General features: G+C 59.7%; 26 protein-coding genes and 1 pseudogene. 9 read left to right on the forward strand and 18 right to left on the reverse strand.

The genetic code is table 11. The features are described 5' to 3' along the window. Window positions 1–58: 58 nt before the first annotated feature. The 4 genes and pseudogenes from IE243_RS18350 to IE243_RS18365 form a co-directional block, all read right to left on the reverse strand. Window positions 59–679 (reverse strand): annotated as a pseudogene (locus IE243_RS18350) (alcohol dehydrogenase catalytic domain-containing protein); the annotation flags it as partial. A gap of 22 nt (window positions 680–701) precedes the next feature. After that, entirely contained in the window at window positions 702–1097 is a 396-nt protein-coding gene (locus IE243_RS18355) for a (R)-mandelonitrile lyase (RefSeq protein WP_191320838.1), read from the reverse strand. Between the two features lie 16 nt (window positions 1098–1113). Further along, window positions 1114–1542 (reverse strand): cyclophilin-like fold protein, encoded by a 429-nt coding sequence (locus IE243_RS18360; RefSeq protein WP_191320839.1) that lies wholly within the window; start codon window positions 1540–1542, stop codon window positions 1114–1116. A 40-nt stretch (window positions 1543–1582) separates the two neighbouring features. Then, entirely contained in the window at window positions 1583–2773 is a 1191-nt protein-coding gene (locus tag IE243_RS18365; protein WP_191320840.1) for an MFS transporter, read from the reverse strand. A gap of 129 nt (window positions 2774–2902) precedes the next feature. Between IE243_RS18365 and IE243_RS18370 the strand changes: the two genes are divergently transcribed. Further along, the gene (locus IE243_RS18370; RefSeq protein ID WP_191320841.1) at window positions 2903–3829 is read left to right on the forward strand and encodes a LysR family transcriptional regulator; all 927 of its coding nucleotides are present in this window, start codon (window positions 2903–2905) and stop codon (window positions 3827–3829) included. Between the two features lie 164 nt (window positions 3830–3993). On the opposite strand, the gene IE243_RS18375 is transcribed toward IE243_RS18370, so the two are convergent. Further along, window positions 3994–5223, reverse strand: coding sequence for a Fic family protein (locus tag IE243_RS18375; protein WP_191320842.1), 1230 nt, complete (start codon window positions 5221–5223; stop codon window positions 3994–3996). Window positions 5224–5632: 409 nt separating this feature from the next. Here IE243_RS18375 and IE243_RS23815 point away from each other — a divergent pair, with 409 nt between their 5' ends. The 3 genes from IE243_RS23815 to IE243_RS18385 are packed head-to-tail and all read left to right on the forward strand — an operon-like array spanning window position 5633 to window position 6372. Further along, the gene (locus tag IE243_RS23815) at window positions 5633–5758 is read left to right on the forward strand and encodes a hypothetical protein (protein ID WP_280514610.1); all 126 of its coding nucleotides are present in this window, start codon (window positions 5633–5635) and stop codon (window positions 5756–5758) included. A 33-nt stretch (window positions 5759–5791) separates the two neighbouring features. After that, window positions 5792–6016 (forward strand): antitoxin MazE family protein, encoded by a 225-nt coding sequence (locus IE243_RS18380; protein ID WP_191320843.1) that lies wholly within the window; start codon window positions 5792–5794, stop codon window positions 6014–6016. Beyond that, the gene (locus IE243_RS18385) at window positions 6013–6372 is read left to right on the forward strand and encodes a type II toxin-antitoxin system PemK/MazF family toxin (RefSeq protein WP_191320844.1); all 360 of its coding nucleotides are present in this window, start codon (window positions 6013–6015) and stop codon (window positions 6370–6372) included. The genes IE243_RS18380 and IE243_RS18385 overlap by 4 nt, the downstream gene beginning before the upstream one ends. Window positions 6373–6594: 222 nt before the next feature. On the opposite strand, the gene IE243_RS18390 is transcribed toward IE243_RS18385, so the two are convergent. The 3 genes from IE243_RS18390 to IE243_RS18400 all read right to left on the reverse strand — a co-directional run bounded on the left by IE243_RS18390 (window position 6595) and on the right by IE243_RS18400 (window position 8350). Continuing rightward, entirely contained in the window at window positions 6595–7539 is a 945-nt protein-coding gene (locus tag IE243_RS18390; RefSeq protein WP_244643254.1) for a nucleotidyltransferase family protein, read from the reverse strand. 344 nt (window positions 7540–7883) lie between these two features. Continuing rightward, window positions 7884–8105 (reverse strand): hypothetical protein, encoded by a 222-nt coding sequence (locus IE243_RS18395; protein WP_191320845.1) that lies wholly within the window; start codon window positions 8103–8105, stop codon window positions 7884–7886. 8 nt (window positions 8106–8113) lie between these two features. Further along, window positions 8114–8350 (reverse strand): hypothetical protein, encoded by a 237-nt coding sequence (locus IE243_RS18400; protein ID WP_191320846.1) that lies wholly within the window; start codon window positions 8348–8350, stop codon window positions 8114–8116. A gap of 1215 nt (window positions 8351–9565) precedes the next feature. Here IE243_RS18400 and IE243_RS18410 point away from each other — a divergent pair. The 3 genes from IE243_RS18410 to IE243_RS18420 all read left to right on the forward strand — a co-directional run bounded on the left by IE243_RS18410 (window position 9566) and on the right by IE243_RS18420 (window position 12083). Next, window positions 9566–10537 (forward strand): hypothetical protein, encoded by a 972-nt coding sequence (locus IE243_RS18410; RefSeq protein WP_191320848.1) that lies wholly within the window; start codon window positions 9566–9568, stop codon window positions 10535–10537. Window positions 10538–10669: 132 nt separating this feature from the next. Then, complete coding sequence (locus tag IE243_RS18415; protein ID WP_191320849.1) at window positions 10670–11518, forward strand: HNH endonuclease family protein; 849 nt, start codon at window positions 10670–10672, stop codon at window positions 11516–11518. 70 nt (window positions 11519–11588) lie between these two features. After that, window positions 11589–12083, forward strand: a complete 495-nt coding sequence (locus IE243_RS18420; protein ID WP_191320850.1) for a hypothetical protein — start codon at window positions 11589–11591, stop codon at window positions 12081–12083. Window positions 12084–12187: 104 nt separating this feature from the next. Here IE243_RS18420 and IE243_RS18425 read toward each other — a convergent pair whose 3' ends face one another. From IE243_RS18425 to IE243_RS18450, 6 genes are all read right to left on the reverse strand, one after another. Further along, window positions 12188–12430, reverse strand: coding sequence for a hypothetical protein (locus IE243_RS18425; protein WP_191320851.1), 243 nt, complete (start codon window positions 12428–12430; stop codon window positions 12188–12190). A 58-nt stretch (window positions 12431–12488) separates the two neighbouring features. Continuing rightward, the gene (locus IE243_RS18430) at window positions 12489–14156 is read right to left on the reverse strand and encodes a coiled-coil domain-containing protein (protein ID WP_191320852.1); all 1668 of its coding nucleotides are present in this window, start codon (window positions 14154–14156) and stop codon (window positions 12489–12491) included. A gap of 202 nt (window positions 14157–14358) precedes the next feature. Beyond that, window positions 14359–17751 (reverse strand): DNA polymerase III subunit alpha, encoded by a 3393-nt coding sequence (locus IE243_RS18435; protein ID WP_191320853.1) that lies wholly within the window; start codon window positions 17749–17751, stop codon window positions 14359–14361. A 2-nt stretch (window positions 17752–17753) separates the two neighbouring features. Continuing rightward, a complete protein-coding gene (locus IE243_RS18440; RefSeq protein WP_191320854.1) occupies window positions 17754–18416 on the reverse strand; it encodes an exonuclease domain-containing protein in 663 nt (220 codons plus the stop codon). Between the two features lie 62 nt (window positions 18417–18478). After that, entirely contained in the window at window positions 18479–18958 is a 480-nt protein-coding gene (locus IE243_RS18445; RefSeq protein ID WP_191320855.1) for a hypothetical protein, read from the reverse strand. Between the two features lie 162 nt (window positions 18959–19120). Beyond that, window positions 19121–20839, reverse strand: a complete 1719-nt coding sequence (locus IE243_RS18450; protein WP_191320856.1) for a DEAD/DEAH box helicase — start codon at window positions 20837–20839, stop codon at window positions 19121–19123. 254 nt (window positions 20840–21093) lie between these two features. Between IE243_RS18450 and IE243_RS18455 the strand changes: the two genes are divergently transcribed. Together IE243_RS18455 and IE243_RS18460 are read left to right on the forward strand one after the other, a co-directional pair. Then, window positions 21094–22965: a hypothetical protein gene (locus IE243_RS18455; protein ID WP_191320857.1), complete on the forward strand. Its 1872-nt coding sequence runs from the start codon at window positions 21094–21096 to the stop codon at window positions 22963–22965. A gap of 1 nt (window position 22966) precedes the next feature. Beyond that, window positions 22967–23269: a hypothetical protein gene (locus IE243_RS18460; RefSeq protein ID WP_191320858.1), complete on the forward strand. Its 303-nt coding sequence runs from the start codon at window positions 22967–22969 to the stop codon at window positions 23267–23269. Window positions 23270–23346: 77 nt separating this feature from the next. Here the strand turns inward: IE243_RS18460 and IE243_RS18465 are convergent, their stop codons facing one another. From IE243_RS18465 to IE243_RS18480, 4 genes are all read right to left on the reverse strand, one after another. Continuing rightward, a complete protein-coding gene (locus tag IE243_RS18465; protein WP_191320859.1) occupies window positions 23347–23892 on the reverse strand; it encodes a hypothetical protein in 546 nt (181 codons plus the stop codon). Between the two features lie 177 nt (window positions 23893–24069). Next, on the reverse strand, window positions 24070–24327 hold the full coding sequence (locus tag IE243_RS18470; RefSeq protein ID WP_191320860.1) for a hypothetical protein: 258 nt from the start codon (window positions 24325–24327) through the stop codon (window positions 24070–24072). A 19-nt stretch (window positions 24328–24346) separates the two neighbouring features. Further along, entirely contained in the window at window positions 24347–25006 is a 660-nt protein-coding gene (locus tag IE243_RS18475; protein ID WP_191320861.1) for a uracil-DNA glycosylase family protein, read from the reverse strand. A gap of 168 nt (window positions 25007–25174) precedes the next feature. Continuing rightward, complete coding sequence (locus IE243_RS18480) at window positions 25175–25450, reverse strand: hypothetical protein (protein WP_191320862.1); 276 nt, start codon at window positions 25448–25450, stop codon at window positions 25175–25177. Window positions 25451–25607 lie beyond the last annotated feature (157 nt).

Consider the following 25607-nt stretch of genomic DNA (forward strand, 5'->3'; position numbering starts at 1 on the left):
CGCTTCGAGCATCACCATTCGCACCCCAGAGCGAAAGGTGGCGCCGGGACACCGCTTACCCATATTCCAGCGCCAGATCCTGCCGGCTCTTGTGACGGCTCATGGCGATGATCCGCTCCGCGCCCATCTGCTTTGCCGCAAGCACGCCCATGAGTCCGACGGCGCCATCCCCGACGACAACAACGGTCGAGCCGGGTTGTACGCGCGCGGCGTCGGCGGCATACCAGCCGGTGCCCAGCACATCCGAAACCGCAAGCAAACTAGGGATCAGATCCTCTTCAGGCATGGTATCCGTCGCGACAAGCGTTCCGTCGGCGAGCGGTACGCGAGCGTAAGGCGCCTGGGCGCCCGACATGAACTCACGTTGCTCGCAGGACGACTGGAAGCCGAAGCGGCAGTGCGGGCAGGTGTTGTCCGAGAGAACGAAGGAGCCGACCACGAACTGTCCCGGCTTCACCGTCTTCACCGCGCTGCCGACCTCGACCACCACGCCACAATATTCGTGGCCCATGTGCATGGGGGCGTCGACCGGCTGGAGACCGCGGAAGGGCCATAGGTCGGAGCCACAGATGCAAGAGGCGGAAAGCTTGATAATGGCGTCGGTTGGCTTGAGGATCGTCGGTTCGGCGACCTCTTCGCAGCGGATGTCGCGGGGGCTGTGCAGGACTGATGCGAGCATGGGAGTTTCCTTTCGTTGACGGTCAGGCGCCGTATTCGGCGTCGTTGACATGCTCCAGCCAGTCGACGACCTTGCCGTCCTTTACCTCCTGGAGCGCGATATGGGTCATGGCGGTCTGAGGTGATGCGCCATGCCAGTGCCTTTCGCCCGGCTCGAACCAGACGACGTCGCCGGGACGAATCTCCTCGACCGGCCCGCCCTCGCGCTGCACACGACCGAGGCCGGAGGTGACGACCAGCGTCTGGCCGAGCGGATGCGTATGCCAGACCGTGCGCGCGCCCGGCTCGAAAGTGACGTGCGCGCCCTGAACCCGGTCGGGGGCGGCCGGGTTGAACAATGCGTCGATGCGCACGCGGCCGGTGAACCAGTCGGACGGGCCGGGACGCGATGGCGTTTGGCCGGAACGAACGATATGCATGGCGATTTCCTTCAGATCAGGGGAGGATTTCAATGCGGAGCGGATACTCGCCGCGAACGAGCAGTGGTCCGGCGCCTTGGTCGAGACGGCCGAGCCGTATCAGGCCACGCGACCAGCGGTACGGCCCGTAGAACATCACGAGATTGCCCCAGGGGGCGTAGTAGCAAAGGTCACCAATAGCCTCGTCGCCGAAGCGGCCGCGGCCTTCTTTCGTCAGTTCCCGGGGCAGATAGGCGATCTTCTCATTGGTCGAATAGTCGCTGATCTTCAGGTCCAGCGGCAGGATCGAGAGCAGGTCACGAGCGGATGGATTGTCCTCGAGCGTCGCCGTGAATTCCTGATCCGCGAAGATAAATCGCAGGCGCATGGCGGGTCCGTTCTGGGCGTGCGCTGTCTCTGGCGAAGCGAGTGCAAGGCCGGGGACCGCGAGTGTGCCGGCGGCCATCAGCAGATTCCGGCGGGACAACAGAGCCGGCCCGGTCATGTCAGGCCGCTTTCGGCTTCAGCATGCGCTGGCCGTTGCCGATCAATACGAACGCAAGCACAGCCAGGACGATGCTGCCGATGAAGGTTGCCTGGATTGAAAAGCTGTCGAGCAGCAGGCCGCCGACCACGGCGCCGAGTAGGATCGACGCCTGGATCGCGGCAACCATCAGGCTGCCGGCAGCCTCCGGCGCGTCGTCGGCGTTCTGCGACATCCAGGTCATCCAGATGACGGAGAACATGGTGTTCATCGCACCCCAGATCGCCATGAACAGGGCGGCGGCGACAACTGAGAACCCGAGCAGCAACAGGCCGACGGTTGCGCCGCCCATCACGAGTGCTGGCAGTTTCAGGAAGGGTGCGAGGTTGCCCTTCAGGAATCGACTGGCCGCCCAGGTGCCGATGAAGCCAGAGCAGCCGAGAAGCAGCAGCAGGACCGAAAGCGTTGTCACGTCCACGCCCGTCACCTTTTCCAGGAATGGCCGCAGATAGGTGAACATGGTGAAAGCCGAGCCCCAGGACAGCATGCAGGCTGCCAGGCCGCGCCGGAAGTAGGGCCGCTTCAGCAACGCGAACATGGTCCGGAAGTCCTGCTTCTGTCGTGCAGGAAGGGAGGGAAGCGCCACGACGTGCCAGACGAGGTTGATCGCGACGACCGGGGTCAGCGCCCAGAACACCGCCCGCCAGCCGAGGATACCGCCGAGATAGCTGCCGATTGGAGCTGCGAAGGCGGCGGCGATGGCCTGTCCACCATACATGAGCGCGAGCGCACGGGGCACATCCTGCGCCGGCACCAGCCGCATGATGACGGCGGTCGCCAATGCCCAGAAGCCGCCAATGCAGATGCCGAGGAGTGCCCGGCCGATCATCAACACCGCAAAGTTCGGGGCGGCAGCGACCAGCATCAGCGAGAACAGCATGAAGGCGGTCATCGCGACCATGACCCATTTGCGGTTCAAGGTGCCCGCAAGCGTCGTGATCATCATGCTCGCCGCCACCGCGAAGAGGCCGCTGATCGAGATTGCCTGACCGGTTTGCCCTTCAGTGGCGTGCAGCCCCTCCGCCATCGGCGTCAGCAAACTGACCGGCATGAATTCGGAGGCAATGAGCATTGCCACACACAATGCCATCGACAGCACAGCGCCCCAGGCTGCTGTTGGCCTTATAATGTCGTCGTCGTATGTCGCATCCATACAAATCACCGCAAAAGGAAAACAGCCGCGCGGAGTTCTCCAGCGGCCCTATTGCGATGCACCATAGCCCTCATCGATTGTCTTGATTAGCTGGGTGAATTCGTTTGAACTTATCGATATGAGCCATAAATGGGCTCAGCCGCCGAAATCGAGGAAGGACAGGTCGTGCGCGAAAACTTCAATGACCTGCTGTGGTTCCTGGTGGTGGCCGAGGAGCGCAGCTTCACGAAGGCTGCCGCGAGGATAGGCATCACGCAATCGACGCTGAGCCATACCATCAAGCGGCTGGAAACGCAGATGGGTTTGCGCCTGCTCGCGCGGACCACACGTAGCGTCTCTACGACCGAGGCCGGCGAGAGGCTCCGCCAGTCGCTTGCGCCGCGGATAGCGGAGATCGAGGCGGACATTGCTGCGCTCACGGACTTGCGTGACAGGCCGTCAGGCACGATCCGTATCACCGTATCGGATCATGCGCTTGAGACGGTGATCTGGCCGAAGCTTCGTGCGGTCCTGGCGGATTATCCGGAAATCCGCGTCGAGTTCAGCCGCGACAACGGCCTCAGAAACATCGTCGAGGACGGTTTTGATGCCGGTGTTCGGCTCGGCGAGACCGTCGAGAAGGACATGGTGGCCGTTCGGATCGGGCCGGACTGGCGGCTCGTTGCCATTGGCTCTCCGGGCTATTTCGCCAGGCGCGGCATACCTGCCACGCCTCAGGATCTCGTGGCGCACAACTGCATCAGCCTGCGTTTGACATCCGGCGCTGGGTTCTATGCATGGGAGTTCGAGAAGGACGGTCGGGATGTCCGCATGCGCGTCGACGGTCAATTGATCTTCAATTCGACGTTGCCGATGGTCGACGCTGCGATCGCTGGCTACGGCGTCGCCTATGTGCCGGAAGATATCGTCGCGGACCACATCAAAGCAGGCCGGCTGCAGCTTGTGCTGGACGATTGGTCGCCTTTTTTTGCAGGGTACTACCTCTATTATCCGAGCCGACATCAGCATTTACCAGCGTTCAGGGTCCTCGTTGAAGCGCTGCGTGCTCATGGTTGATTGGCGCGCAAGGCGCTGTCTAGCTCGACGAATTGGTTGGCGGTCGCTCCCGCGCTTGTAGGCCTGTGGGCCGGTCAATTCATCCGCGACAGGATCAGCCCGGTTGCTTTCCGGGGCAGCCCGAATAGCCGGAAATCTGGGGCTATCAGCGTAGCCAGGCTGTGTTACCGATAGCTCGTAGGGGGCGGTTCCGGAGGAGAGAGTTCGGCATCGGTGAAGAGATTGGGAAATAGCCGTTCACGATAGTCGAGTGGGAACGCAATACGGACCGGCGTCTTTGGCGACGAAGACTTCAGAAACCCGGCCTTGAGCAGCGCTGAAAGAGTGTTCCGGGCCGTTCTCTCCGAAGTCCTCAGGGCAAAGTGAGCGTCACCTCGATCCATTGAGCCGTGCTTTAGGATGGCAGCGATCAGATCCGGCGCGCGTTTGTCATCGAGAACATCTCGGACCAATGCGCGGAAGCGGGACTCAAGTCGCTCGAGATCGAACATGAATGCGGAGAAGCTAATCTGGTCGAGAACGACTTTCAGGAACCATTCGCAGTAGTCCTTCAGGGCGGCGGCCGACAGGTTGCCTCGACCGTCGAGGTCGCTACGTCGCGGACTGTCCGCGTGATCCATCATTCTCTTGTACTCGCCCCGGTCTTGCAGACCTCGCGCCAAGCCCCTGGAGATCGACCAGAGTCCAAAGCCTCCGATGCCCGCTCGCTGGGCCATGGCATGTGACATCAAACGGCTGACACGGCCGTTCCCGTCGGGAAATGGGTGAATGTAGTTCAAGCGATGGTGCGCTGAGGCAATGGCTATGATCATGGTGCTTGGCGAGTTCTCTGCCGCTCTGAACCGCCTGGCGAAGTGTTCCATAAACGCCGGGACTCGTTCGGAGGATGGTGGATGGTGCCTTCCCACCACGACGTCGTCTTCCGCCTCCCGGCGGAACTTTCCTGGCACGATCTCTACCCGACTGCCATCTGGCCGCTCGATGTACCTGAAGTCCTCGGGCATCTCGTCGTAGAACGCGCGATGCAGCCAGCAAAGGAACTCTACGGAGGTAGGGCTTGGAAGTTTCCCACTGAGGTGCATCCCGTCAATCTGACGTTGCACCATCACGTGGGCCTTGGCCTCGAGTGCGAGGGGACGGGTTGTTGGCTCCAACCCGGCGCCGGCAAGTGCGCGCTCGATGTCCTTTGGCCGGGTATTATGCCCTTCGATCAGATTCGAGTAATAGGAGTTCATCATCCGCACGAGGTCAGCGAGCTCGGATGCCGACTCGGGATGAAGCCCGCGCCCGAGAGCTCCTGCTTCCCTTTGAATCTCGATCGAAAGGTCCGCCAGAACCTGAGGGATTGCGTCTTCGAAGATGGCGGGCTCGATGCGGCTGGGAGTTTCGAGCATTTTTGCCGAATCCGTTCGTGGAAAATCGTATTTTAAATTATACGCTTGCAAGCGAAAGAGGCAATGAATTGCCGATCTTGATTGCCGATGTTCGTCGCTGAAATCGGAACTCCTGTCGATGTGTCCTGATAGCGGCCAGGTCGTCGCTAACCTCAATCCGCTCAACCGATCGACTCCGCGCTCTCGCCCTGGCATGACCTTGGGCCATGCATTGGCTCATACAGCAGCACTCAGCTGAACTGCGATGACCCGGCAGGGGCGGTCGAGCGTTCGCGTTGTCATCGATCGCCGCAATCCCACTATCTAACTTCCGAATGCCCGGTTTCTAAAGCGCGGTGAACCGTGCCGCACGGCCTAACCCAAACTCCGCAGGATCCTGGACATTGGCCTCGAGCTACGGACAAACTTGATGTACGGCGCAATTCGCTGGGTTCCCGCCACCGCCCGCTATCACGCGCCACGCTTCACCTGCCCGAACCTCGCACCATTTTTGAACCTCGGGCCGAAAGGTCTGGCATTCGAGATCGCTGCATGATAGGTTACATGTAACTAATAATGGGGATTTGTCATGGTGGCTGTATCGAAGCCCAAGCCTGTCAGGGAGAAGGTGCGCGAGCATCGCGAACGGCTGCGCGCGCAGGGGCTGCGGCCGATCCAGATTTGGGTGCCGGACGTGCGCTCTCCGTCTTTCCAGACGCAGGCCCATCGCCAGTCGCTGGCGGTTGCGGCGAGCGCCCACGCGCAGGACGATCAAGCCTTCATCGACGCCATATCCGATTGGAGCGACGAGTGAGGCGCGGCGAGGTCTGGACCGTTTCCGGGGGGCAGGACTATGCGGGCAAGCCGCGTCCCGCCGTCATCGTGCAGGACGACAGTTTCGACGCCACCGACTCGATTACCATTTGCGCCTTCACCACCGACCCGACCGACGCGCCCTTGTTCCGTCTTGTCGTGGAGCCGAACGAGCGCAATGGTCTGCGCTCCGCCTGCCGCCTGATGGTGGACAAGATCACCACCGTTGCCAAGGCGAAGCTCGGCGCACAAGTCGGGCGGCTCGATGACGAGGACATGGTGCGGCTCAATCAGGCCATGACCGTGTTCCTCGGCATGGCGGTTACACCAAGGGCCGGAAGGGGGAAGCGGCCGTGATATGTGGGGCTGTGTTCCGGCGTTGCGGCGAAGGATGGCTTTCGGCGGCACATAGGCTATTCGTGTTGCGGGGCGAAGCGCCGATCCTTGGCGCATGTCCAAGCTTCGGCCATGCATTGGCTCATACAGCAGCACTCAGCTGAACTGCGACGGCCCGGCCGGGGCGGTCGCGTTGCCCTCGATCGCCGCAATCCCACTATCTAACTTCCGAATGCGCGGTTTCTAAAACGCGGTGAACCGCGCCGCATGGCCTAACCCAAATTCCGCAGGATCGTGGCCATTGGCCTCGAGCTCATGTGCGAGCGGCGCGAGGACCTTCCTCATTTCCTGCTTCGGAAGCTTCTGGAGGCCTTGTTCCAGAAGCTCACGCCAAACGGGCCCCCGCTGGTACGCCTCAACGTAGGCGTCGCAGAGGTCGCCCATCATCCCGAGTTCGGCAAAAGCACCCATGAGCGCTGCTGCCTGCATAAGGTCTTTTTGGCTCTTCGCTGAGCCGTCCCGGTCGTGTAGACGGCGCTGGGCGATGATCAATTTATGTACGGCATATCGTTCCGGCGCCGGCACCATCACAGGCACTCCGGCTCCATGCAGCAATGCAGCTCGCATTGGCTGATAGATCAGGAAGTCGAGAAACCGGAGCGGTTGGGCTGAGGCTCCGCCAAGCGCGGGCATGAGCGCCGGTTTGCCGGAAAGGTCATCCGATCCACGGTTTGGGGTCAGGAACTCGACCTTAAAATTATTTCGGGTGATGAATTGGGTTGTGACGTGCGAATCCGCCTGGCTGGGGATCGGACGGAAGGAGGGGTCGACGGAAGCGAGCGTTTCCAGGACAGGTGGCATCTCGTCATCGACGGCGACCGATATCGAATGGAACTGCGCGAAGTCTGGATCCGCTGTCATCATTGCGGACTGTGGCAGCCTTATGCCGAGCATGGCTGAATAGCACTGATAGGCCACGGTTCCCACCAGGACGCCTCGCAGGCGAAAAAAGCCTGCCTTTGCCAAAGCCTCGACAATGCGTCCCACAAAAACTTCGGGAGCAGGGAGGTTGGCTTCGCGAACCAGGGTCCTGACGAGTTGGCGTCGCTCCTTGGCCGCAGCTTTGAGCTCCTTGAATTTTTCAACGCGTCTCGTAATTTCCGGATCATCAAACCGGCCAACGTACATGCGCTTTTTTTGCCGTCTTCGCCTGCACGGTCAAAGTACCAGTACCGCCGGCCTTTCGCCTCGTTGCTGATGAAGCGGCCGCTCACGTCGAAATCTGACACGAAGCGCTCGTCGAGCGTTCGCTGAACAAGCTCGCTGTAGAGAGTTTGGAAATTGAAAAGGATCTGGGCCATGTCAGGGTATTACCATAAATGCGAGAATGGTAATAACATGCTGGTTGGTAGATATGTAGCGCCAGGATGGGGCGGAAGTGGCGGTCCGAAGCAGGGCCAGTGATGCCTGCAACGAAGAACAAAAAAGGGCCCGTCGATGACGGGCCTTTTGCATTTCCGGTTCCCAGCGCGCTATTTGGTGTATCGCTTACGTCCGTGGGCGGATGGTGCGTACATTTCCTGGTCTGCCTGACGATCGATCCATATCCTGTCGACGAGCGGTCCCTGCTGTACATAGTAGGCATTGTTTGAGACCGGCGCGAACTTCTCGGCGCCGGCGCGGGGAGCGTCGCTGATGTTGGAACAGGCCGAAAGCAAGATTGAGGCGGCAATGGCCGGGATCGCGAAGGACATTGGGCGCATCACTGGACTCCTTGTTGCTTGTAGGTGCGCTCGATGCGGTTTCGCTCGAGGGTAATGATGGGGCCGAGGTCGCACTGTCTTGACCATGCGATTGTCAGCAGCCGGTCGAGGGTCTGATGGCGGGCGATCGTTGCGGAAATCCCGATGAGAGCATTTTTGGGAATGTCGGGGCTTCCCAGGAGCGCCAGGGTGTAGGCGTTGATGATGATCTCGCAGACCTGGGCTGGCGTGGCCATGGGGGCCTTCTGGTCGTGTTGGGTTTCAGCGGTCGACGCGTGAGTGGCTCCTGCGAAAGCCACCGCCATGACTGCGAGCAAGGATCGCCTTGAGGGGATGTGTTTCATGGCTTGTCCGGGATCTGGGAGAGAGGGCAGTTGGGCCTCGTGCCGTGGGCTTTGGCGTCACGAGGCAGTCGGAAGGGGTTCCCGGACCAGATGTGGGCCGTGAGCGTTTCCCGCGCTGATTTTCTGATCTTGAGCGGGAAAAAGGATTCCACGGCCTGGAGGCTGATCGTCCAGCGAGGAGTCTCGCTCAGGATCCGGTGGCGCTGAAACGCGTCATCATACCGATTGAACGCCTCAGAGGTCGCTATGTCAGCCCGTTGGGCATAGAAGACCGCCAATTGCTGCAGGGCGCTCTGACCTTTGTGGGCAAGGGTCCTGCCCGGGTGAAAGATGGCATGGCACTGAGGGCATAGGCCCCACACGTCAGTGAGGGTCGCAGTGCTGGAGTGATAGTGCCACCGCTCGTGTGCTTCCAGCACCCCTCTGTGGGCGCCGCCGGTGGCGTGGAAGCGACAAACGCCGTTGTCGGCGGCAAGGGTGTGGGCGCGAATGGCTGCCCAGGCGCCGGCCGTACAAACTGAGGCGAGTGATATTCCCCATAGGGGTTTTGGCACGAGCCGGATTTCGGCGTCGGCGAGGCGGAAGGATGTCTCTCTCATCGGGCGGCGCCGGTGGCTGCGAACTGGGCTGGGTCGAGGAGTTCGCCTGGTTTGGCTGGATCGGGAAGAAGCGCGAAGGCTTTCACCGGGCCAGGGCGGGTGACCGATCTTTGAGGTCTGTTTGTGGTTCGGCCCGAGAGACGTGCTTCAATCCAGCTCGTTTCCCCCATCTCATCTTCTTCGGTGTCCGATTGCGCGACTGTGGACGGTTGGAGCGGCGCGGTTGCTTTGGGGATGCTGGCCGCTTCTGGTGCGGTTATGACGCGGGGCGTCAACGTGGATGGGCGCCCGGGGCTGTCAGTGGCGGCAGGGCGATCCGAGATGCCGATATTGGCGTCCTGGTCAATGAAGGCTGAGCGGCTGGTGGTTTTGTTGCACGCCGGTAGTGCGGTCACGGCGGCCGCCAGTACTATCAGGAGAGACAGTCGCATTTTTAACCTGAATTATGCGGCCTTGAAACCCGCAGGATTTCGGAGCAAAACCGTTATTTGAAAACGCGTTTTCACGCTTGTATCCGAATTTTGCGTTGATGTCGATTAAGGGGAAAATTGTGATTAACCTGCGAGGAATTGTCATTCTCCCCGTTATTGCGGTCCTTGCTGCGTGCTCGCCGCCGACGATCACGGGTGGCGATATCGCCGCGATTAAAAGCGGCTATGGAGAGATGATTGAGAGCCTCTCTGACAACACCGCCAGGCAGAAGGGCTTTGAGCTGGCTTTGTACAGGGCAGTGACGCCCGTGGAGTTTGTGGCGCCGCCGGATAATTTTGACGGGCGCGAACCGTTGAAGCTGGCGGTGTTGCGTGCGGACATGCCTGCACCGGGCTCTGACGCCTATTTCGAAGTGGTCAGCCGCAACGCAGGGCAGATCGCTGGGATGGACGCAGCGACGATTGTCGACAAATACGTTTCGCAGGATGGCGCCCTGCTGAGCAAGCAGGAGCAATGGGCGCGTGGTTGGCAGACACGCCGTCGCATTAAATCGAGGAATGACGCGGAGGAAGTACAGCGCAGGCGGCGCCTTCTGGCTCAGTTTTCTGCGCGCCAGGCAGCATATTCCTGGGAGGGGGGCAAGCCAGTCCTGAAGTTCACCATGCGCAATCCGCTGGATATCCCGCTGGACCGGATCGAAGTTGACCTCGACCTTTTCGACCCCGGCGGACAGAAACGGGTTGGTTCTGCACGGGTGCAGGGGGTTCTTCGCACCGCCCTCCAGCCGGAGGCGGTGGCCTCGGTCCAGATCGACCTTTCCCAGTACGAACAGGTCGCGCGGCGGGAACTTCGCAATTTTGCTGAAACGCTGAATGTCCAACTTGTTTTTAGAAATGCCTGGTCGAGGGAAAAAAGTCTTATTTTTGCCGAGCACGTGACCGACAAGGAATTTAACGATCAGAACTCGGCTGTGATCGATCTGCTGTCTGAAATTCAGCTTGCAAAACAGAACCTGTCGAAATTCCGGATTACGTTTGCGGATAGATGATGATGGACCATTTTTGCCAGCGGCATGCCCTTCTGGGGCTCTGCTGGACCGGGCTTGATCGGGTTCCACTTACCGGATCTGCAGAGACATCGGGGTTCGGCGGAGCGGTAACGGCAGATATGAGGATACGCGATGTCCTGGTTCCGTAGGCTTGTGCTCTTCGGCGCGACGGCGGCGGCTGTAATGGGCGCGGCGTCAGCGGGCGCCCAGATGAGGCAGGACGTGATGTCCGATCCGGAAGGGGACGCAACAGCGCTGAGGCTGATGCCGCTCTACGAGGTGTTGGCGCACAACCGGATTTTCTCTCTTCCTGAGCGCCGGGCGTCTGGGGAAGGACGGCCTATCACGGATCTGACCAGGGATGACGTCTGCGGTTGCTACTACGCCGAGGGCGGTGTGGGGGTGAATGCAGAACAGTGCGAGCCGGTCAGAAAGACGCTCAATGAGAACCTTGCGCGCATTGGGGTCGTCCGTGTGATTGACTATGACACGATGCGCCGGACGCTTCTGCCGAACGCCGACGCAGTCAGGGAAATGTCGGTCACCAGTGCCTTGGGAAAGCTGGACCGCGCGGAACGGAACCGTCTTCAGCGAAGAATGAGGGAGGCGCTGGCCGATCCTCACCTTATGATTTTGGCGCCGCTGCCTGTGGCACACCGCCTGATGGGCATGCGTGTGTCGAGTCCGCAGGACGGCAAGCAGCCCTGGGAGACGTGTGACGTCACGGTCGGGGATGGGGTGTTTTCACCGCCGAAGGTGCTTGATGGTTTCTTTGCACGCGGGATGCTTTACGCGGCGAGGAAGTATGGGGTTGACGTTGGGTATCCTTTGGGGACCCTGGAGAAGGTTTCGGCGGCCAATCCACCGTCAGCCTGGGAAATCGGCCGCAATGTGTTGATTGCCCGATACGTCGCTCCGTACGGTGCAAACCCTTTAATCCCATTTCCGGAAATTGCGGACACCAGGCGAAAAAAACGCTAAAATAAAGACCTATATCATCCGAGAAATCGGGCGGACATATTCGTCCCCCCTTATACCAGCGGAAAAATCCATGACCGATAAAGATGTTCGTCCTGCCAGCGATCTTTCCGATGGTGTCGACGAAGCGCCGTTTGGCACTGGCGAAGAACCCGGGGCGTTGTCCGGCGATGATTTCGTTCCAAAGCCATCAACCGATGAGTTTGGTGCGGTAGGCCGCCGGGAGCTTGACGAGTCGCCGTTCCAGCACGGCGCGTTGGACGCATATCGGGATTTCGCGAATTTCTCGCGCAAGGATCTGATGCGCGCGGTCTTTGATACGTCAACGCGCTATTTTCAGTCGGTCGGGTATCCAGATGGAAAGGTTCCGGACCAAAAGCGAGCGCTTGAGCTGCTAGGGCAGGTGACGGAGCACGCGGTGATAGCGGCGGTTATGTGTTTCAGTGACACTACCATGGAGAAGATTTTCGCATCCATGACGGAATTGGCTGGAGGCGGTGAGGATCCCTGGAGGCTTGCGGTGAACCGTGAGTATGTGGAGATTCAGGAGCGCTTGAGCGAGGGCTGACGACTGCGCTGGTCCCGGTTCCACGCCCGCCGGCAGGAGCCCGCGACGTCCTGATGTAGATGTCAGGACGTCTCGCGACTGGAACATTGGCGCAAGGTCGGTCGTCAGGACATGAGATCGATGTCAGCCATTTCCAGAGTTATCCCGCGGCGGTTCTTCTCGAGTTTGTCGAGTTCCGCCATATACGGGTCGAGCCGAAGCATCTCCATCTGATGCCGTTTGAAGGCTTCGTCGGTCTCTGCTTCTTCGTCCCACATGCTGTTTGACGCCGCCAACTCTGACTGGAAGTCCCATCCGGCGCCGAATTCGTCGTCGAGGGCTTCAATTTCGGATTTGCGATACGACATGAATTCTGGCTCCAGATTACCGGCTTATCTGAATTAAAATTCCAGAATTTAGCCGGAATTATCTGTCGATGCCGGCCGTTCTGGATTTATTGCGTTGTTTTTCCGCGCGCTCGAGTGACGCTTGTCGTGCCTGGAATTGAATTTCCTTTTCGAGCTTGGGCAGTATTTTAGCGTCAAATTCGGCAGCATACAACGGCAGCCGTGTGCCTCGCGTTGTTTGGGCAATATAGGCGCTAGCGGCGAGATTGGCGTGAGCGGCCTCGGTAATTTTCGCGAACTTCGTACTGCTGGATTTGATCTCGTCCGCGTTTTTCATGATGCGGCTTATATCGGCGATGTCCGTCTTTGTGCTTCGCTTCGCCTCGGTAATTTCCCTTGAGGCTTCCCCTATCACAGCGCTTTCCTTTTTCCGGACTGGAATTGGATCGGCCTCCACCAATTTGGCTATGCTTTCGCGCATGATCTTTCGCTTGATATCAGGCTCTATCCAGGCGCATTCACGTTCAATCCGGCGTTTTATGCGGTCGATCGATCGCTCTCGCTCCTCAATGCGCATATCGGCCTGGGATTGGCGGTCCCTCAGTTCTTTCACCTGCCGCGCTTGCTGGGCGTCGGCGCTATTGGCGCCGATGTTTTGCACATAGATCGTCACGGCCTCCGCAATTTCGGGGTGCTTTGTGAGGAGGCGCGCGTTCAGCTCGCGGGAGCGCTCTGGCGTTTCATGACGCCTTGTTTCCCTGATTGGATTTAGAAGGCTCTCGGGGCTCTCTTTCAGGGTGGCGAGTGTCTTGTCCAGGCCATGGCGCTCAACGCTGTGGGATATGTTTCGGAGAGTTTCGGCCGGATCCTGAAGGACGCCGGCCTTTTCGAGTGCTGCTGCGATATCCTCGTTGAGGCGGAGCCTCTGCAGAATTTTGTTGTCCAGCTCGAGGAGGGCTGGTTCTGCATTCAGGCGGCGGTTGTCGAGTCGGGCGATTTCAGTCTCGGTTTCCCGGGTGAACGGCTCAAGACTTGCTTCGATGTAGGCCAGCAGGGCCTTTTTCGTCTCGGGATCCACCCCTTGGGTTTTTGAGAGGCGGTCGATCAACTCTTCCGCGGCTTCCGGTGTCATGCCGCCGTCCTGGTCTTCGGTGCGGGCAATTTCGGAGAATGCGAGTGCAGGGGATTCGAAGGGTAGCCGGGCTTCCCGTTTGGCCCGCTCCTCGGCGCCGTCGAGATCAATGACTTTTATGCCGCGCTCGGTCAGAGTGTCCATAAAGCGTCGGTAGTCTGCCTCGTTGACGATGAGGTTGGTGATTGACGCCTTGCTTTGGGCGAGGTCTGCCATAGCGTTTTTCAGGGGATCGCCGTCGAAAGGGGAAGGGTTGTGCCGTTGTACGTCGGATCCCGGAAAGGTAAGGCGGTCAGGGAAAATCGCTGCTGAAACGCGGTGAAAACTGTCTTTGGTCAACGGCGCCATTTGTCCGGCTCTCCGCGCGAGCTTGATTGGGGCGTGGCCGAGTGCTGTTAGCAATCGCGGCGCCTGGCGTGATGTCGCTTTCATGGCGACATGCCAGAGCACCACGGCGCCTGCGAAGCCTAGCGCTACGCCTGCTGCGCCAGTGATGCCTGTGGCGGCCATGATTGAAGTTGTGAAAGTCGGTAATCCGAGGCTCGGCAAATTGTAGAGCGCGAGCCCTTCGGCCGCGGCGGCGAGATAGACGCGGTTTTTGATTTTAACTGCCATTTTGGTGCCGATCCTTTTAACCCCCAAATTTTATCATGCGGGGGAATCGGAGGGATAGGGCGTAAATTCAGGTGCTGTTTGAAACCCGGATTTTTTTGTCTGGTTGGGGTTCTGGCAATTCGGTGCGGGAGTGGTGGGTGGGGTCCTATATGGAGCGGGAGGTCAGCGTGGTTGCAACGCCGACCTCCGAATAGCCACGTGCTCAGGATGCGTCGGTGGTATAGCAGCGGGTGATCTCCGGGATGTGCTGGAGAGCCGCCATGAGTTCAGGGGTAGGGTTCACGCGGTTGATGAGGGTTGCTGTTTGCGCCAACGTTCCGTCAACGCTGTTTCGGTGCGTGATGAGGCGGTGATTGCCTCCACGGCCGTGGGACCTGATAGCCGCCTTTATGTTTGCTTCCAGGCGCTGTGCCGCATCTGTGTCGATGTCTGCGCGGGTCTCCAGGATCAGTGCTGGGGGGATTGCTTTCGTCGCGTCGCGAGGTGTGGACCATGACTGGAGAATACGGACAGAGCGATGCGCCTGGACAGTCAGGACCGCGATCGCCCCCTCGGGTGGTATGTTGTTCGGGGTTGGTGCGAAGACGCGTGTTCGGCCGGTTTGGTCACTCACAATCATTTCGACGCCTTGGGGGCCAATGCCTTCGGGACGTTTCGGACCGGCTTCATAGATGGCTTCAACCAGTCCGATAGTGTTGAGGCTGGTCGAAGATTGGGGCGATTTGATCTGTGCCACGCTGGTTGCGTTGACGAGAAAACCGAGCAGTTGGTGTTGCGCGGCCGGGTGCCGTGCGAGGCGAAAACCGATCGCTGCAATTTCCGCCTCGATCTCGGCGGAAACGTCATGGGGGGCGTTCTTTCGGGACGTGGCGCGCTGACGGCGCTGTGCGTCGATTTCTGTCTCTGCGGCCAATTCCTCGAATAAGCTTGGGCCGCCCGTCTGCTTGCCCGTTCTCATGGCCGAGGTGGCTATCACCAGATGAGCGCGGGTCTCGTTCGTCGTCCTGTCCAGGAGGCTGTCGAAGGCCCCGGCATTGATGAGGGTGGTAAGCTGGCCCTTCGTGATGCCGCCGGCGAGCAGGCGTAGGGCGGCGTCTGACGCGCCTCGGAAAGGATTGTTCCCGCGTATGGTATCGATCATGTCGGCTGTGGCTTCGCTGATCCCGGTAAGGGCGCGCAGGCCATATCTGATTTTGTCATTGTCGATTGTAAAATACGAGCGGGATGCGTTGATGTCGGGCTGGAGAATCGGGATTTGCATGCGTTCGCATTCGCGGATCATTTCCTCGACCTTGGCGGTGTCCCGGGCGTCGAAATCGAGGTTTGCGCATGCAAATGCGAGGGGATAGTGACATTTGAGGCAGGCGGTGACCCAGCAGATGAGGGCATAGGCGGCTGCGTGGCTTTTGTTGAAGCCGTAGTCGGCGAATTTCTCGATGGTGTCGAACAGTTTTTCACCGTCGGCCCGGGGGATGCCGGAATGGGCTTCACACCCTGAGACGAACCCTTCTCGTCCGGCCTTCAGTTCGGCAGCGATCTTTTTTCCGATCGCACGGCGGAGGACGTCGGCTTGGCCCAGTGTGTAGCCGGCCAGAACCTGAGCTGCGGAAATGATCTGTTCCTGGTAGACGAAGATACCATAGGTTTCGGCAAGAACGGGCTCGAGCTTGGGGTGGGGGTATTCGACGGAAGCCCGACCAGCCTTGCGCGCGGCGTACAAGGGGATCTGGTCCATTGGGCCGGGGCGATAGAGCGCGACGATCGCAATGAGGTCTTCGAACTGTGTGGGGCCAATTTCCAGCAAGGCGCGGGTCATGCCGCGGTTCTCGATCTGGAAAAGGCGCAGGGTGCGTCCCTGGTTGATCATCCGGAAGACGGCGGGGTCCTCGAACGGGATGTGGTCCCGGTTTAGGGTTGGGTTGAAGCCATAGTGTTGTTGGGCGAGGTCCCACGCGCGGGTGATTACGCTGAGGCTCTTAAGGCCAAGGAAGTCGAACTTGACGAGCCCGGTGTTCTCCACGGGCTTCATCGAATATTGGGTGATGCGGGTATTCTCGCCCATGAGGGGTGTCGTTTTGTATAGGGACTCGTCCGAAATGACGACGCCGGCGGCGTGCTCGGACTGTGAGTCCAGGACACCAACGAGGGTGCTGGCGATGTCGAGTGCGTCACGGAGCTCAAGATCGTTCAGGACAGCGTCCTTGATGGCTGGGGTATCCAGGACGCTCTGGAAAGACTCAATCTTTTCGGGAAACTTCTTGCTGAGGCTGTCCGCGATAGCTGGCGGGATACCGATGGCTCGCGCGGCTGCCTTGAATGCGCCCTTGGGTTGCATGGTTGTGTATGCAGCAATCTGTGCGACGTAGTCGGCGCCATAGAACTCGCGAACATAGTCGAGCACTTCACCGCGCCGTCGCTCGCAGAAGTCGATATCGAAGTCGGGGAGGGAGACGCGTTCGGGATTGATAAAGCGCTCGAAAAGAAGGCCCCAGCGAATGGGGTCGATATCCGTTATTCCCAGAGTCCAGGCAACAAGCGATCCGGCGCCGGAGCCGCGGCCGGGGCCGACGGGGATGCCTTCGCTCCGGCACCAGCGGCAGAAGTCGGCCACGATGAGGAAGTAGCCTGAGAATTTAAGGTTGGTTATGTGTCCAAGCTCATACGACAGGCGTTCGTGGTAGGCGTGGTGTTCGGAGATGTCTACGTCGCGGAGCCTGTGCTGCAGCCCGGCATTGGCCGTGGCGATGACGGTCCCGTCTTCGTCTTCGACATTCTTGGCGCGTGGGAGGTGGGGTTTTGCCCCGGGGACTGACCACTTTGCGCTCTCGGCGAGGACGGCGCCGTTGCGGAGAAGCTGCGGAGAGTCCGCGAAGAGATCGTTGAGGCGCTCAGGGGTTTTGAATTCCGAACCGAACGGGGGAGACGGAAAGGCGGGGTCGCCGATCAGGCACATGTTGGGGGTCGCATTGTAGGTGAGAACGTCGAGCGCGGTGCGATCGTGTTCGCTCCGGTGCCGGACGGGCGACATCGCGATTCCAGGGAGGCCGTGTCTGGTTGCCAGATCGTTCAGGACACACTCGCGAGCGACGTCACGTTGGTCCATTGAATCATGGCGTTCGAATGCGATGGCAAAACGGTTGCCAAAGGCGAAGGCCAGGTCCTGGACAATTTCGTCTGCGAGTTCGATGCGTCCTTCGACGATGGCGGCGTCGATCGGGCCGTCCAGGCCGCCAGTCGTGGCGAATACGCCTTTGTTCGCACTGATAAGGTCCTCGATGGTCAATGGCGCCGATTGCTTTTCGATGTGGCACCGGTTGTTGAGGGCAATGAGGTTGGCCCAGCCCTCAGGGTTCAGGGCGCTGAGGGTAATGAAGCCTTTGAACAGTCCGGAGGTAAATGGAAGGCGTACGCCGATCAGCGGTTTGATACCGGCCTTCTCGGCTGCCTGGCTGAAATCATAGGCGGCTGCGAGGCTCATACGGTCAGCTATGCCAACACTGCTGTAGCCAGCATCCTTGGCCATTTTTACGAGCGCCTTTGGGTCGATGGTCGACCGGCGCTGGCGGCTGTAGTGGGTCTCGCAAGCGAAGAGCATGGTCAGTCCAGGATGAGAGGGGCGGCAGTGAGGTGCTGGTCGCGGAAAGGCCACGGGCGCGCTGCGTTGGCGTGTGCGCTCGACAGGTCAAGCTCGCGCGTCTGAACCATGGCGATATAGACTTGGGCGAGGAGCAGGGTGTCGATGATCGCGCTGTGGCGTTCCGACCGGTTGTGGATTTCGACAGCGCGGTCGAGGCGGATATCCGCGCAGAGTTGAGTGAGGGACGCGGCGTCACGTGGGATATTCAGGCGTCTGCAGAGAGCGTCGAGACCAACCTGCGTGCCAGGCCACTTCTGGCGGGCAAGATCGATGGTGTCGATCGCGTCGAACGGGAAAGAGACGCCGCAAAGCTTCGCCTCGGCGGCGAGAAATCCCAGGTCGAAGGCCTTGTTGTGAATGACAAGCTGGCCAGGGGAGAAAAATTCCACCAGGTCTGGATAGATTTCCCCGAACGTTGGGGCGTCAGCGAGCATTTCAGCGGAAATTTTGTGAACGTTGTAGCTGCCGTACTTAATTTCGCGGCCCTGGGGGTTGATCAGGGTGTGAAAGCTGCGGCCGGTGAGTTTGTGATCGCAGATCTCGACGACGGCAATCTCGATGATGCGGTCACCATCGGTGTGGTGGAGACCCGTGGTCTCGGTGTCCAGAGCGTAATGATACACGGTCGCCCCCAGGCGTTAAAAAGGGGCCGCTCGGGCCCCTTGTGCGCAAGATTTACGGGAGGTTAGCCGAAAGGGTTGTCGGCGTAATCCGACTGTGGCGCGGCTGCGTTGTCTGTGGTGACTGGACGCGGGCGGGGGTCCCGGATCGCGCAAGAAAAATAGACGTTCTGGTTTTTGTCCAGTCTCTCCCAGATGCTGATGTCCTTCTTGACCGGATCCGGAAGCCCCATGTCCCCGCTGATGTCGCCGGTCCATGCAGGAGCGCGGTCATTGATCGCAGGCCTTGTGTCGCCGGTATCAGGGTCGATGCGCTTGTCGAACACGAGACCCTTGATCTCCCAGGCTCTCTGGGTGTTCTTGTCGACAAATACGACCTGGCGGGAGGCATAATGCCTGCCGCTCTGGGACCTGCCCTTGTAGGGGCGCTTGATTTTCACGCGGTAGGGTTGGCCGTCGATGTCACCGTCGCCTTCGAACTCATAGTCGCCCGGTTCGCGGGGGGTAAACGCATTGGCGGTGTTCGGACGCTGCGTAAAGGCCATTTAAAGTTCCTTGATTTTTTTGGGGTTCTCACAGGGCTTGGCGCTGTGTGCGTTGGTTTGAACGGAATTTTTGTTTTTGTATGGATTTTTGTCGAACGCCCCGTAGCGGTGGTGGGAATTTGCTCGAAAAGCGCGCAGTGGAACAGGGCGCTTTTTTTGCATTTAACTTCCGAGCCCAAATCCTTGGCTTTGGCGACGCGTCTTGGCAGCCGCGGCGACTGCTGTCTGGGGGATGCGGGTTTTCTGCGGGTTTTCTCGCGCCGCTACGATCGCTTCAACGAACTGCCGGTCGGATACGGGCGAGCCTCGGGCCATCATTAGAGCCGCGTCTTTCTGGGCCTTCCAGATCTGGCTCAGTATGATGTTCTTGACCGGAACCGTCCTGGTTTCACCGCCCGGCAGTGTGATTTTCTGCCGGCGGCTGCGGAGGCGGATGTAGTCTGTTTCGTTGGCAATGATCGCCTTTCTGGTGAAAGTGTCGAGTTGCTTTCTCGACATGATCTTCGCCCCGGTGCCGGGGTCGGGAATGTGGTCAAGCCGCCGTGTCTCGGTTTTGGTGTCTGTATACGACCGCATAACGCTGTAGCCAGGTCGACTGTTTTGATCGAGGGTAGCGACCGCATACAGGACGTCTTTTCCAAGACAGATGCCCTGGACGAAAGGGTCCTTCTGCATTTTCGTCCAGGCGTCATTTGGCCCACCGCGCAGCACGTACTGCTGTGCTTTTACGTATTCCTCCATGGTGCCATGAATGGCGGTTGAGGCGCCATAGTCGCGGTAGACGCGATCGTGGCTGGATCCGAAAATTCGTTGGGCCCGGCCTCTCGCCTGAATTTCTTCGTCCAGGGTCGTGAGAGCCTTTGTCTGGATGATGCGGGTTGTATGTGGAGCGTCGAACCCCTCGCCGATCATGTCGACAGAGGCGAGATGTGTGATGTCGCCGCGAAGGTAGGCTTTCACGTTGGCTACAACGGCGCTCTCCGGCATGCGGGAATGGATTACGGCAGCTTTGATGCCCTGTTCGAGGAAGGCGTGCTGCAGCTTTTCCGCCTCAGCGATCGTGTCGGCAAAACACAATGTGGGCATTGTCTGTTCGCCGTTACGCACGATGTCTCGAGCGACCATGTCGGGGAAGTCTGGAGGGCGAAGGCGGCCTATCATCGTGGTGATGCCGGCTCTGGTGTCAGCAACCCTGCGATCGTCGATCTTGGCTTCAATTGCCTGGTGTATGTAGCTGCCGTCTTTGAGGCGGTAGTCAGGGGTTTCTGTTCTGATGCCGGTGATCATCCCGGCCTCAATTGCTTCGTGATAGGTGATGGTGATGCGGCGGGCATTTTCGAGGCGAGCACAGAACTTTTGCCCTTTGGGTGGGTAGGGACTCGCAGTCGCCCCGAGGAAGGCGACGTTCGGGTTTGCCGCCTCAAGGTCCTGGATGACTGAGTTCAGTTCGGTGCCGTCGTCGTCGCCGGCATGGTGAGCCTCATCAAGTACAACGTAGCGACGGGGGCCAATTTCGGCGGTACGGCCGGCGAGAGTTTGAGGCAAAGCGTAGATGAAGGGTCGGCTCGCGGCGTCTGGGTGGATTTCGCCATCCATCACGACGTGGGTATTGTCGGGGGACACGCCATAAAGATGAGCCCGTGCCTCGTTTTGTTGAGCGAGGTGGCGGCGTCGCTGCAGCACCAGGGCGTTGAAGTCAGGGCTTTTCGCGGCGAGCGTGACGAGCGCGTCTGTGAAAATTTTCGTCTTGCCGCACCCGGTGGGGCCGACAAAAAGAATGTCTTCTCCTTTCAGTGCGGCATCAACGATTTCTGCTGTGACGCGGCGCTGGATGGCTTCGCCTTCGGCGCTAAATGGCCGCAGCTGTTGATCAGGCTGCATGTTGTACCCCGAAAAATTCTCGCTTTGTGATCCCTATTATAGCCTGGCGCTGTTGTGTGTTTGAAGCCCTGGCAGTTGGATAATTGGAATTAGCGCCCTATAATTTCAGCTCAAATTTATGGAGAATTTTCATGGCACGAAGGCCGCAGAAGGCGTCCCCGGCAAGGGGGCATCAGCAGGAGGCTGGAGCTGGCGGGCGTGGCTCGGGTTCCGGCGGTGCATCTGGAGCCGGTGCGGGTCGTGCCGAAGGCGCCATGGATGTCGCGGGCGAGTTGGCTGGTGCTGGTGGTGGGCGAGGTATGCTTGGACGTATGTTGTCCGGCATGGTCTCCGGCAACACCATGCGAATTGGGACGTATGCTGCACTCGCCTACGCCGGTTACTCCGCGCTGCGTGAGTATGGCGGGTTTATGCTGGGCGGAGGCCGGACCACATATGACCTGCGTACGCAAGCGCAGAAGGATGCAGCGCTTGGTCCTGCGAATATGGATAAGGCGTCGCTGGAAAAGGCTCTTGGAACGGCTTCGGGCCGTGAGGGTCTTGCAGCAGGGGGCAAGTTGAGCGCCGCTGTTGGCGGGCGTTCGGACTTGAGCGTTGCGCTCGATGTCGACGCTCATAAGGGTTTGTCTGCCAGTAAGCGGGAAGGGCTTGCGCCAGGTGATGCTCCCGGTTTGCGTGGAGCGATGTCCGGGCAGGTGGTTCGCGTTTCGCTCCCGGGTGATATGGGCAAGTCCCATGACTTTCATCTCGAGGGCGCGGTGAATGATGAAAGCGCGCTCGCAGAATTTAAAAAGAACTATGGGGAATTTTCCCGGAAGAACGGGCTTCCGGCGGAGCTGCCGAAGGGCGCGTCTCTTATTATCGGGGACGGTGGGGGAGTGCTCTCGTCCGCGCCGGCGACGGCCCGGGAGTACAGGTTTGTTGGCGGCGAGCAGTTCGAGAAGAATGGCCGTATGCGGGGGTCTGTCTTGGACCCCGGCGCTGACGCCTGGAGCGCCGATCCGGCGTTCAGATCGGGGGCGGCACGGTTTACTGGAGCGGAAGTTGGCACGGGATCGGCCGATCTGGTCAGGGCCAGCTCGCTTTCAGAACAGGCAGCGGCCTCCAGCCTCGTGCGGCAGTCTCAGGTGTTTGGCCAGATCGGGGATGCGCCTGTGTCTACGCCCACGTCGTTCGGCGACCGTTTATTGGGTCGGGATGGCGGCCGGGACTTCTCTGAGTTCGCGCGGTCCGCGGGCGCGACGGTTGGGGAAAGCGCAGTCGTGAAATCCGTGAACCTGGAGACGGGGGAGCGTTCGGTGGGCATTGAAACCGCAAAAGGAGGGGTTGCCTTCACGGGCGGTGCTTCTGGTGACCGGGTAACGATGGAGCGCGATGATGACGGAGTCGCGGTTTTCGCGCGGCGCAGCGGGGCTTCGGGTGACCTCGGGAAGTTCGACGAGAAGGGGAATTTCCAGGCAAATGATGCGGCCGCACATGCAATGCGCGATATGCAGGCTGCTGTTGGAGAAGCGGGTCGGTCACCGGTGGTTGCACTGGCAAACGGCGCCGGCGTGGAGACGGGGAAGGCGATTTCTATCGATATGACCCCGGGCAACGAGTCTGTGACCACGCGCGTCGCCTATGGCGACAGGGTGGTGGATTATCAGGCTCGCAATGGTTCCATGATGATGATTGAGCGTGACCCGGTCACTCATGAACCACGGGACGCAGCGATTATCCGTTCTCAGGGAATCCGGGTGCGCGATGGTCAGTTCGAGATGGATGAAGAGTCGAGAGGCGTCCTGAAGGATCATGTCGCCATAGCGGCAGAGGGTCGTCCGGCGATCGTTTTTGCAAAAATGCATCCCGAGACGCGTGAGAACTTCGCGTCGATGGCCGACGTCGGCGCGAGGCCGGAGGTTGTTGGTCCTGTGGTGGGGGGCGATCGCAGTGAGCACACGGGCGTTGAGGCCAAGACGGCGGATTTGAATCTGGATGTGGGGCAGTCAGTCCAGGGCGGCGTTCGATTGGATCTGATCAGGGATGAGGGAAAGAAGCAGGTCGCGTCGGTGAGCGGCGCCGATGTTTTGGGCGCTGCTGGTGCGGCGCGGGCCCGGCCCGCGGGCTTTGAGGTTGGAGGGTGAAATGCGGAAACTGATAGTGTGCCTTATTGCAAGCCTGTTCGCTGGCGCCGGCGCTTTGGCGGCGGACGCAGATGTTGATTTGCGCGGGCTGGATACCTTGGGCGGAGAATATACGGGGAAAGCGAAGGTGACGTTGAAGGAATCGAACCTGAGCGAAGGGCCGAAGCTGGATTTGTCGAATCCGCTCCTCGCAGACACCCTCGGGACCGCCGGTGACAAAGACCAGGGGCTGTGTTCATCCAGCGCCGGCGGGTGTGATGGTCTTGTTGGGGCCCCTCTTATTGGGGGAGATACGTTGAAATAAAGGGCCGTTAGGTCGTGACGCAGGGATTTAGCCCGGCCAGCAATGGCCGGGCTTAATTTTTTCAGAAAGGTGGCGGGCTATCGCTGGCGGGAGTTCGAATTGGCGGGAGGCTGCATACGCGGTACGTCCGCGTCCGGATTGTTTCGCGCCCACGCACGGATTTGGGCGAACTGGGCGAAAACGCCAAGGATATGGACGCCAACAAGGGTCAGACAGAGTGCGTACGCGCCGTGTAGCCGTGTGAAGCCAAAAGCCAGGATGAAGGGCATGGCCCAATAGGAGAGGTCGCCGATAAGGCGGCCGTAGCCGTTCCAGGCCCAACGGATGCCTTTGACCGCGTTCGTTGGTTTGGCAGATTGTTGCACCCAGCGAAGCAATATGTAGTTTCGCCAGGCGACACCCGCGACGCTGCTATTGATAGCTGCCGCCTTGAAGCCGATGCGAGCCAAGGGTTGGTCATATAGATCACGGTGGCCTGAAGCTCTCACGGTGGTGAGCGCTGCCATTATGAAAAAGAGGGCAATCCCGGGGCCTGGGACGCCAAGAGCGGCGAAGAGCGCCATGAGGGCGACGAGCGCGGTGTCCAGTGCGACGTCGGAGAGGGCCTGCTTGTGTATGTCCAATTTCTGCTCCGCACGTTGGTTGGCTGGGCCGCGATGTCGGCAATTGGGCGGTGAGTGTAGGGTTGCGGGGCATTGCCACCCACTTCCGCTGTTTCCTCATGTGCGCGTATTGAGAGGGCTGGGCGGATTTATGGGGTATTTGTTAGCGCCTCTTTCAGGCGAGGCGCGGCAGGGGTTTCAACTTATCTTTGAGTGGGACGAGTACCGCTCTGAGAAGGCCGTGAGGGCTGTGATGACAACGGCCAGGTCCTTTGAGGGAACGGCCTTGGGTATGTCGATGGAGAGTTTCTCGTCTGGGCGGTGTGGTAAGTAGAGGTAGGCATGGCCGACCCGTCGGGTTTTTCCGCTGGATAGAGTCACGAGGGCAATGAGCGTTCCTTTGACATTGCCCTGAGGAGTGGGAAACAGGGTTTCCTGGATTTCGAAGCTGGTCATGTGGCCGTTGCCCTATTTTTTATTGCGCGAGGAACGGCTTCACCAGCGCAATGTCAGCGATGATCGTGTTGAGAATTTCCTGATCGGCGTTCCGATATAGTGCATACGCGGGGTGATAGCTTGGGATCACTGGCGCATCATCGAGCATGGGCGTCTTCAGGACATTGCCTCGATGCTCGGAAATCTTGTCGTGGCCCGTGAGGAACCAGAGCGCTGTGGCGCCGAGCGCCAGGATGGCTCGTGGCTTGACGTGGTTGAGCACGGTCCAGCAGTAGCGGAGGTCATGTGCATTCGAATTTTTCGCGTAGGCGGAGCGGAACAAGGCGCCGTCGTGGATTTTGGTGTTTCCTTCGGCGGCGTCCTTTGTGAAAAAATTCGAGATGTCGTTGTTCCTGCGGGTCCCGTTGTCCAGGGGGGTCCACACTGGTTGATAGAGGAAGGGGTTTAGAACGAGCGTTTCATGCCGTTCGATGTCAACGCGCGAGAGGAGGGTGTCAAGAAGTTCTCCGGCGGGGCCGGAGAATGGAACGCCGCTAATGGCTTCCTGGCGGCCAGGGGCCTCGCCGAGAATGGCCAGTCCGTTCCACTCGAAGATCGGGATTTGTGGGAGCACAGGCCCCGCAAGAGCATTGTGCGGGATGTTCGTGGGGGGCGGCGGTGGAACGTTTTGAATAAGCATTTTGGCGGCTCGCGTACTGGGATCCTGTTAAGGCAACATCAATGGTCGGCGTCAGGCGGGAAACTGGTGTGTCACAGCCCTTGAAATGGTCGATAAGGCTGTCGCGGGTGTCCTTGCTTGCTCGTTTTGTCGCGAGGAAGCTGTGGATCGGCCCTTTCATTTATGGGGTTATGGAACCGGTTTTGAATTTTCTTGTAACTCATTGAAATCAGTAATGGAATAAATCATGGCGCGTTCGAACTTGTCGCGCTGGTGGTTATAGGAAATCTCCATCGGGATTATCGCGGGGTGCCGGTACAGTAGTGGCTGGACCAGATCGTGCCCCAGATGGATCTCGTTGCCAGCCGCCGACAGGGAGATGCCGTGCTCGCCTTCGTTCCAGAGGCGAATGAAGGAAAGCAGGGAGAATGCGTAAAAGACTGGGCCGGTGGGCGCGGATGCCATCGCTGCGCAGGCCCACCGGTCACGACACTGGAGGAGAGCTATGTTCAGGCGATCTGCGACAGGTGTTGGCAGGGTGAGGGAGCTGTTGTGGATGTATCCGTAGGCCGGGTTCCATCGGTCTGCGGGGATTCTCGACGCCCAGGCCGGGCTTGTTTTC

It is taken from the genome of Camelimonas fluminis (genome assembly GCF_014656355.1).
Classification (GTDB): Bacteria; Pseudomonadota; Alphaproteobacteria; order Rhizobiales; family Beijerinckiaceae; genus Camelimonas; species Camelimonas fluminis.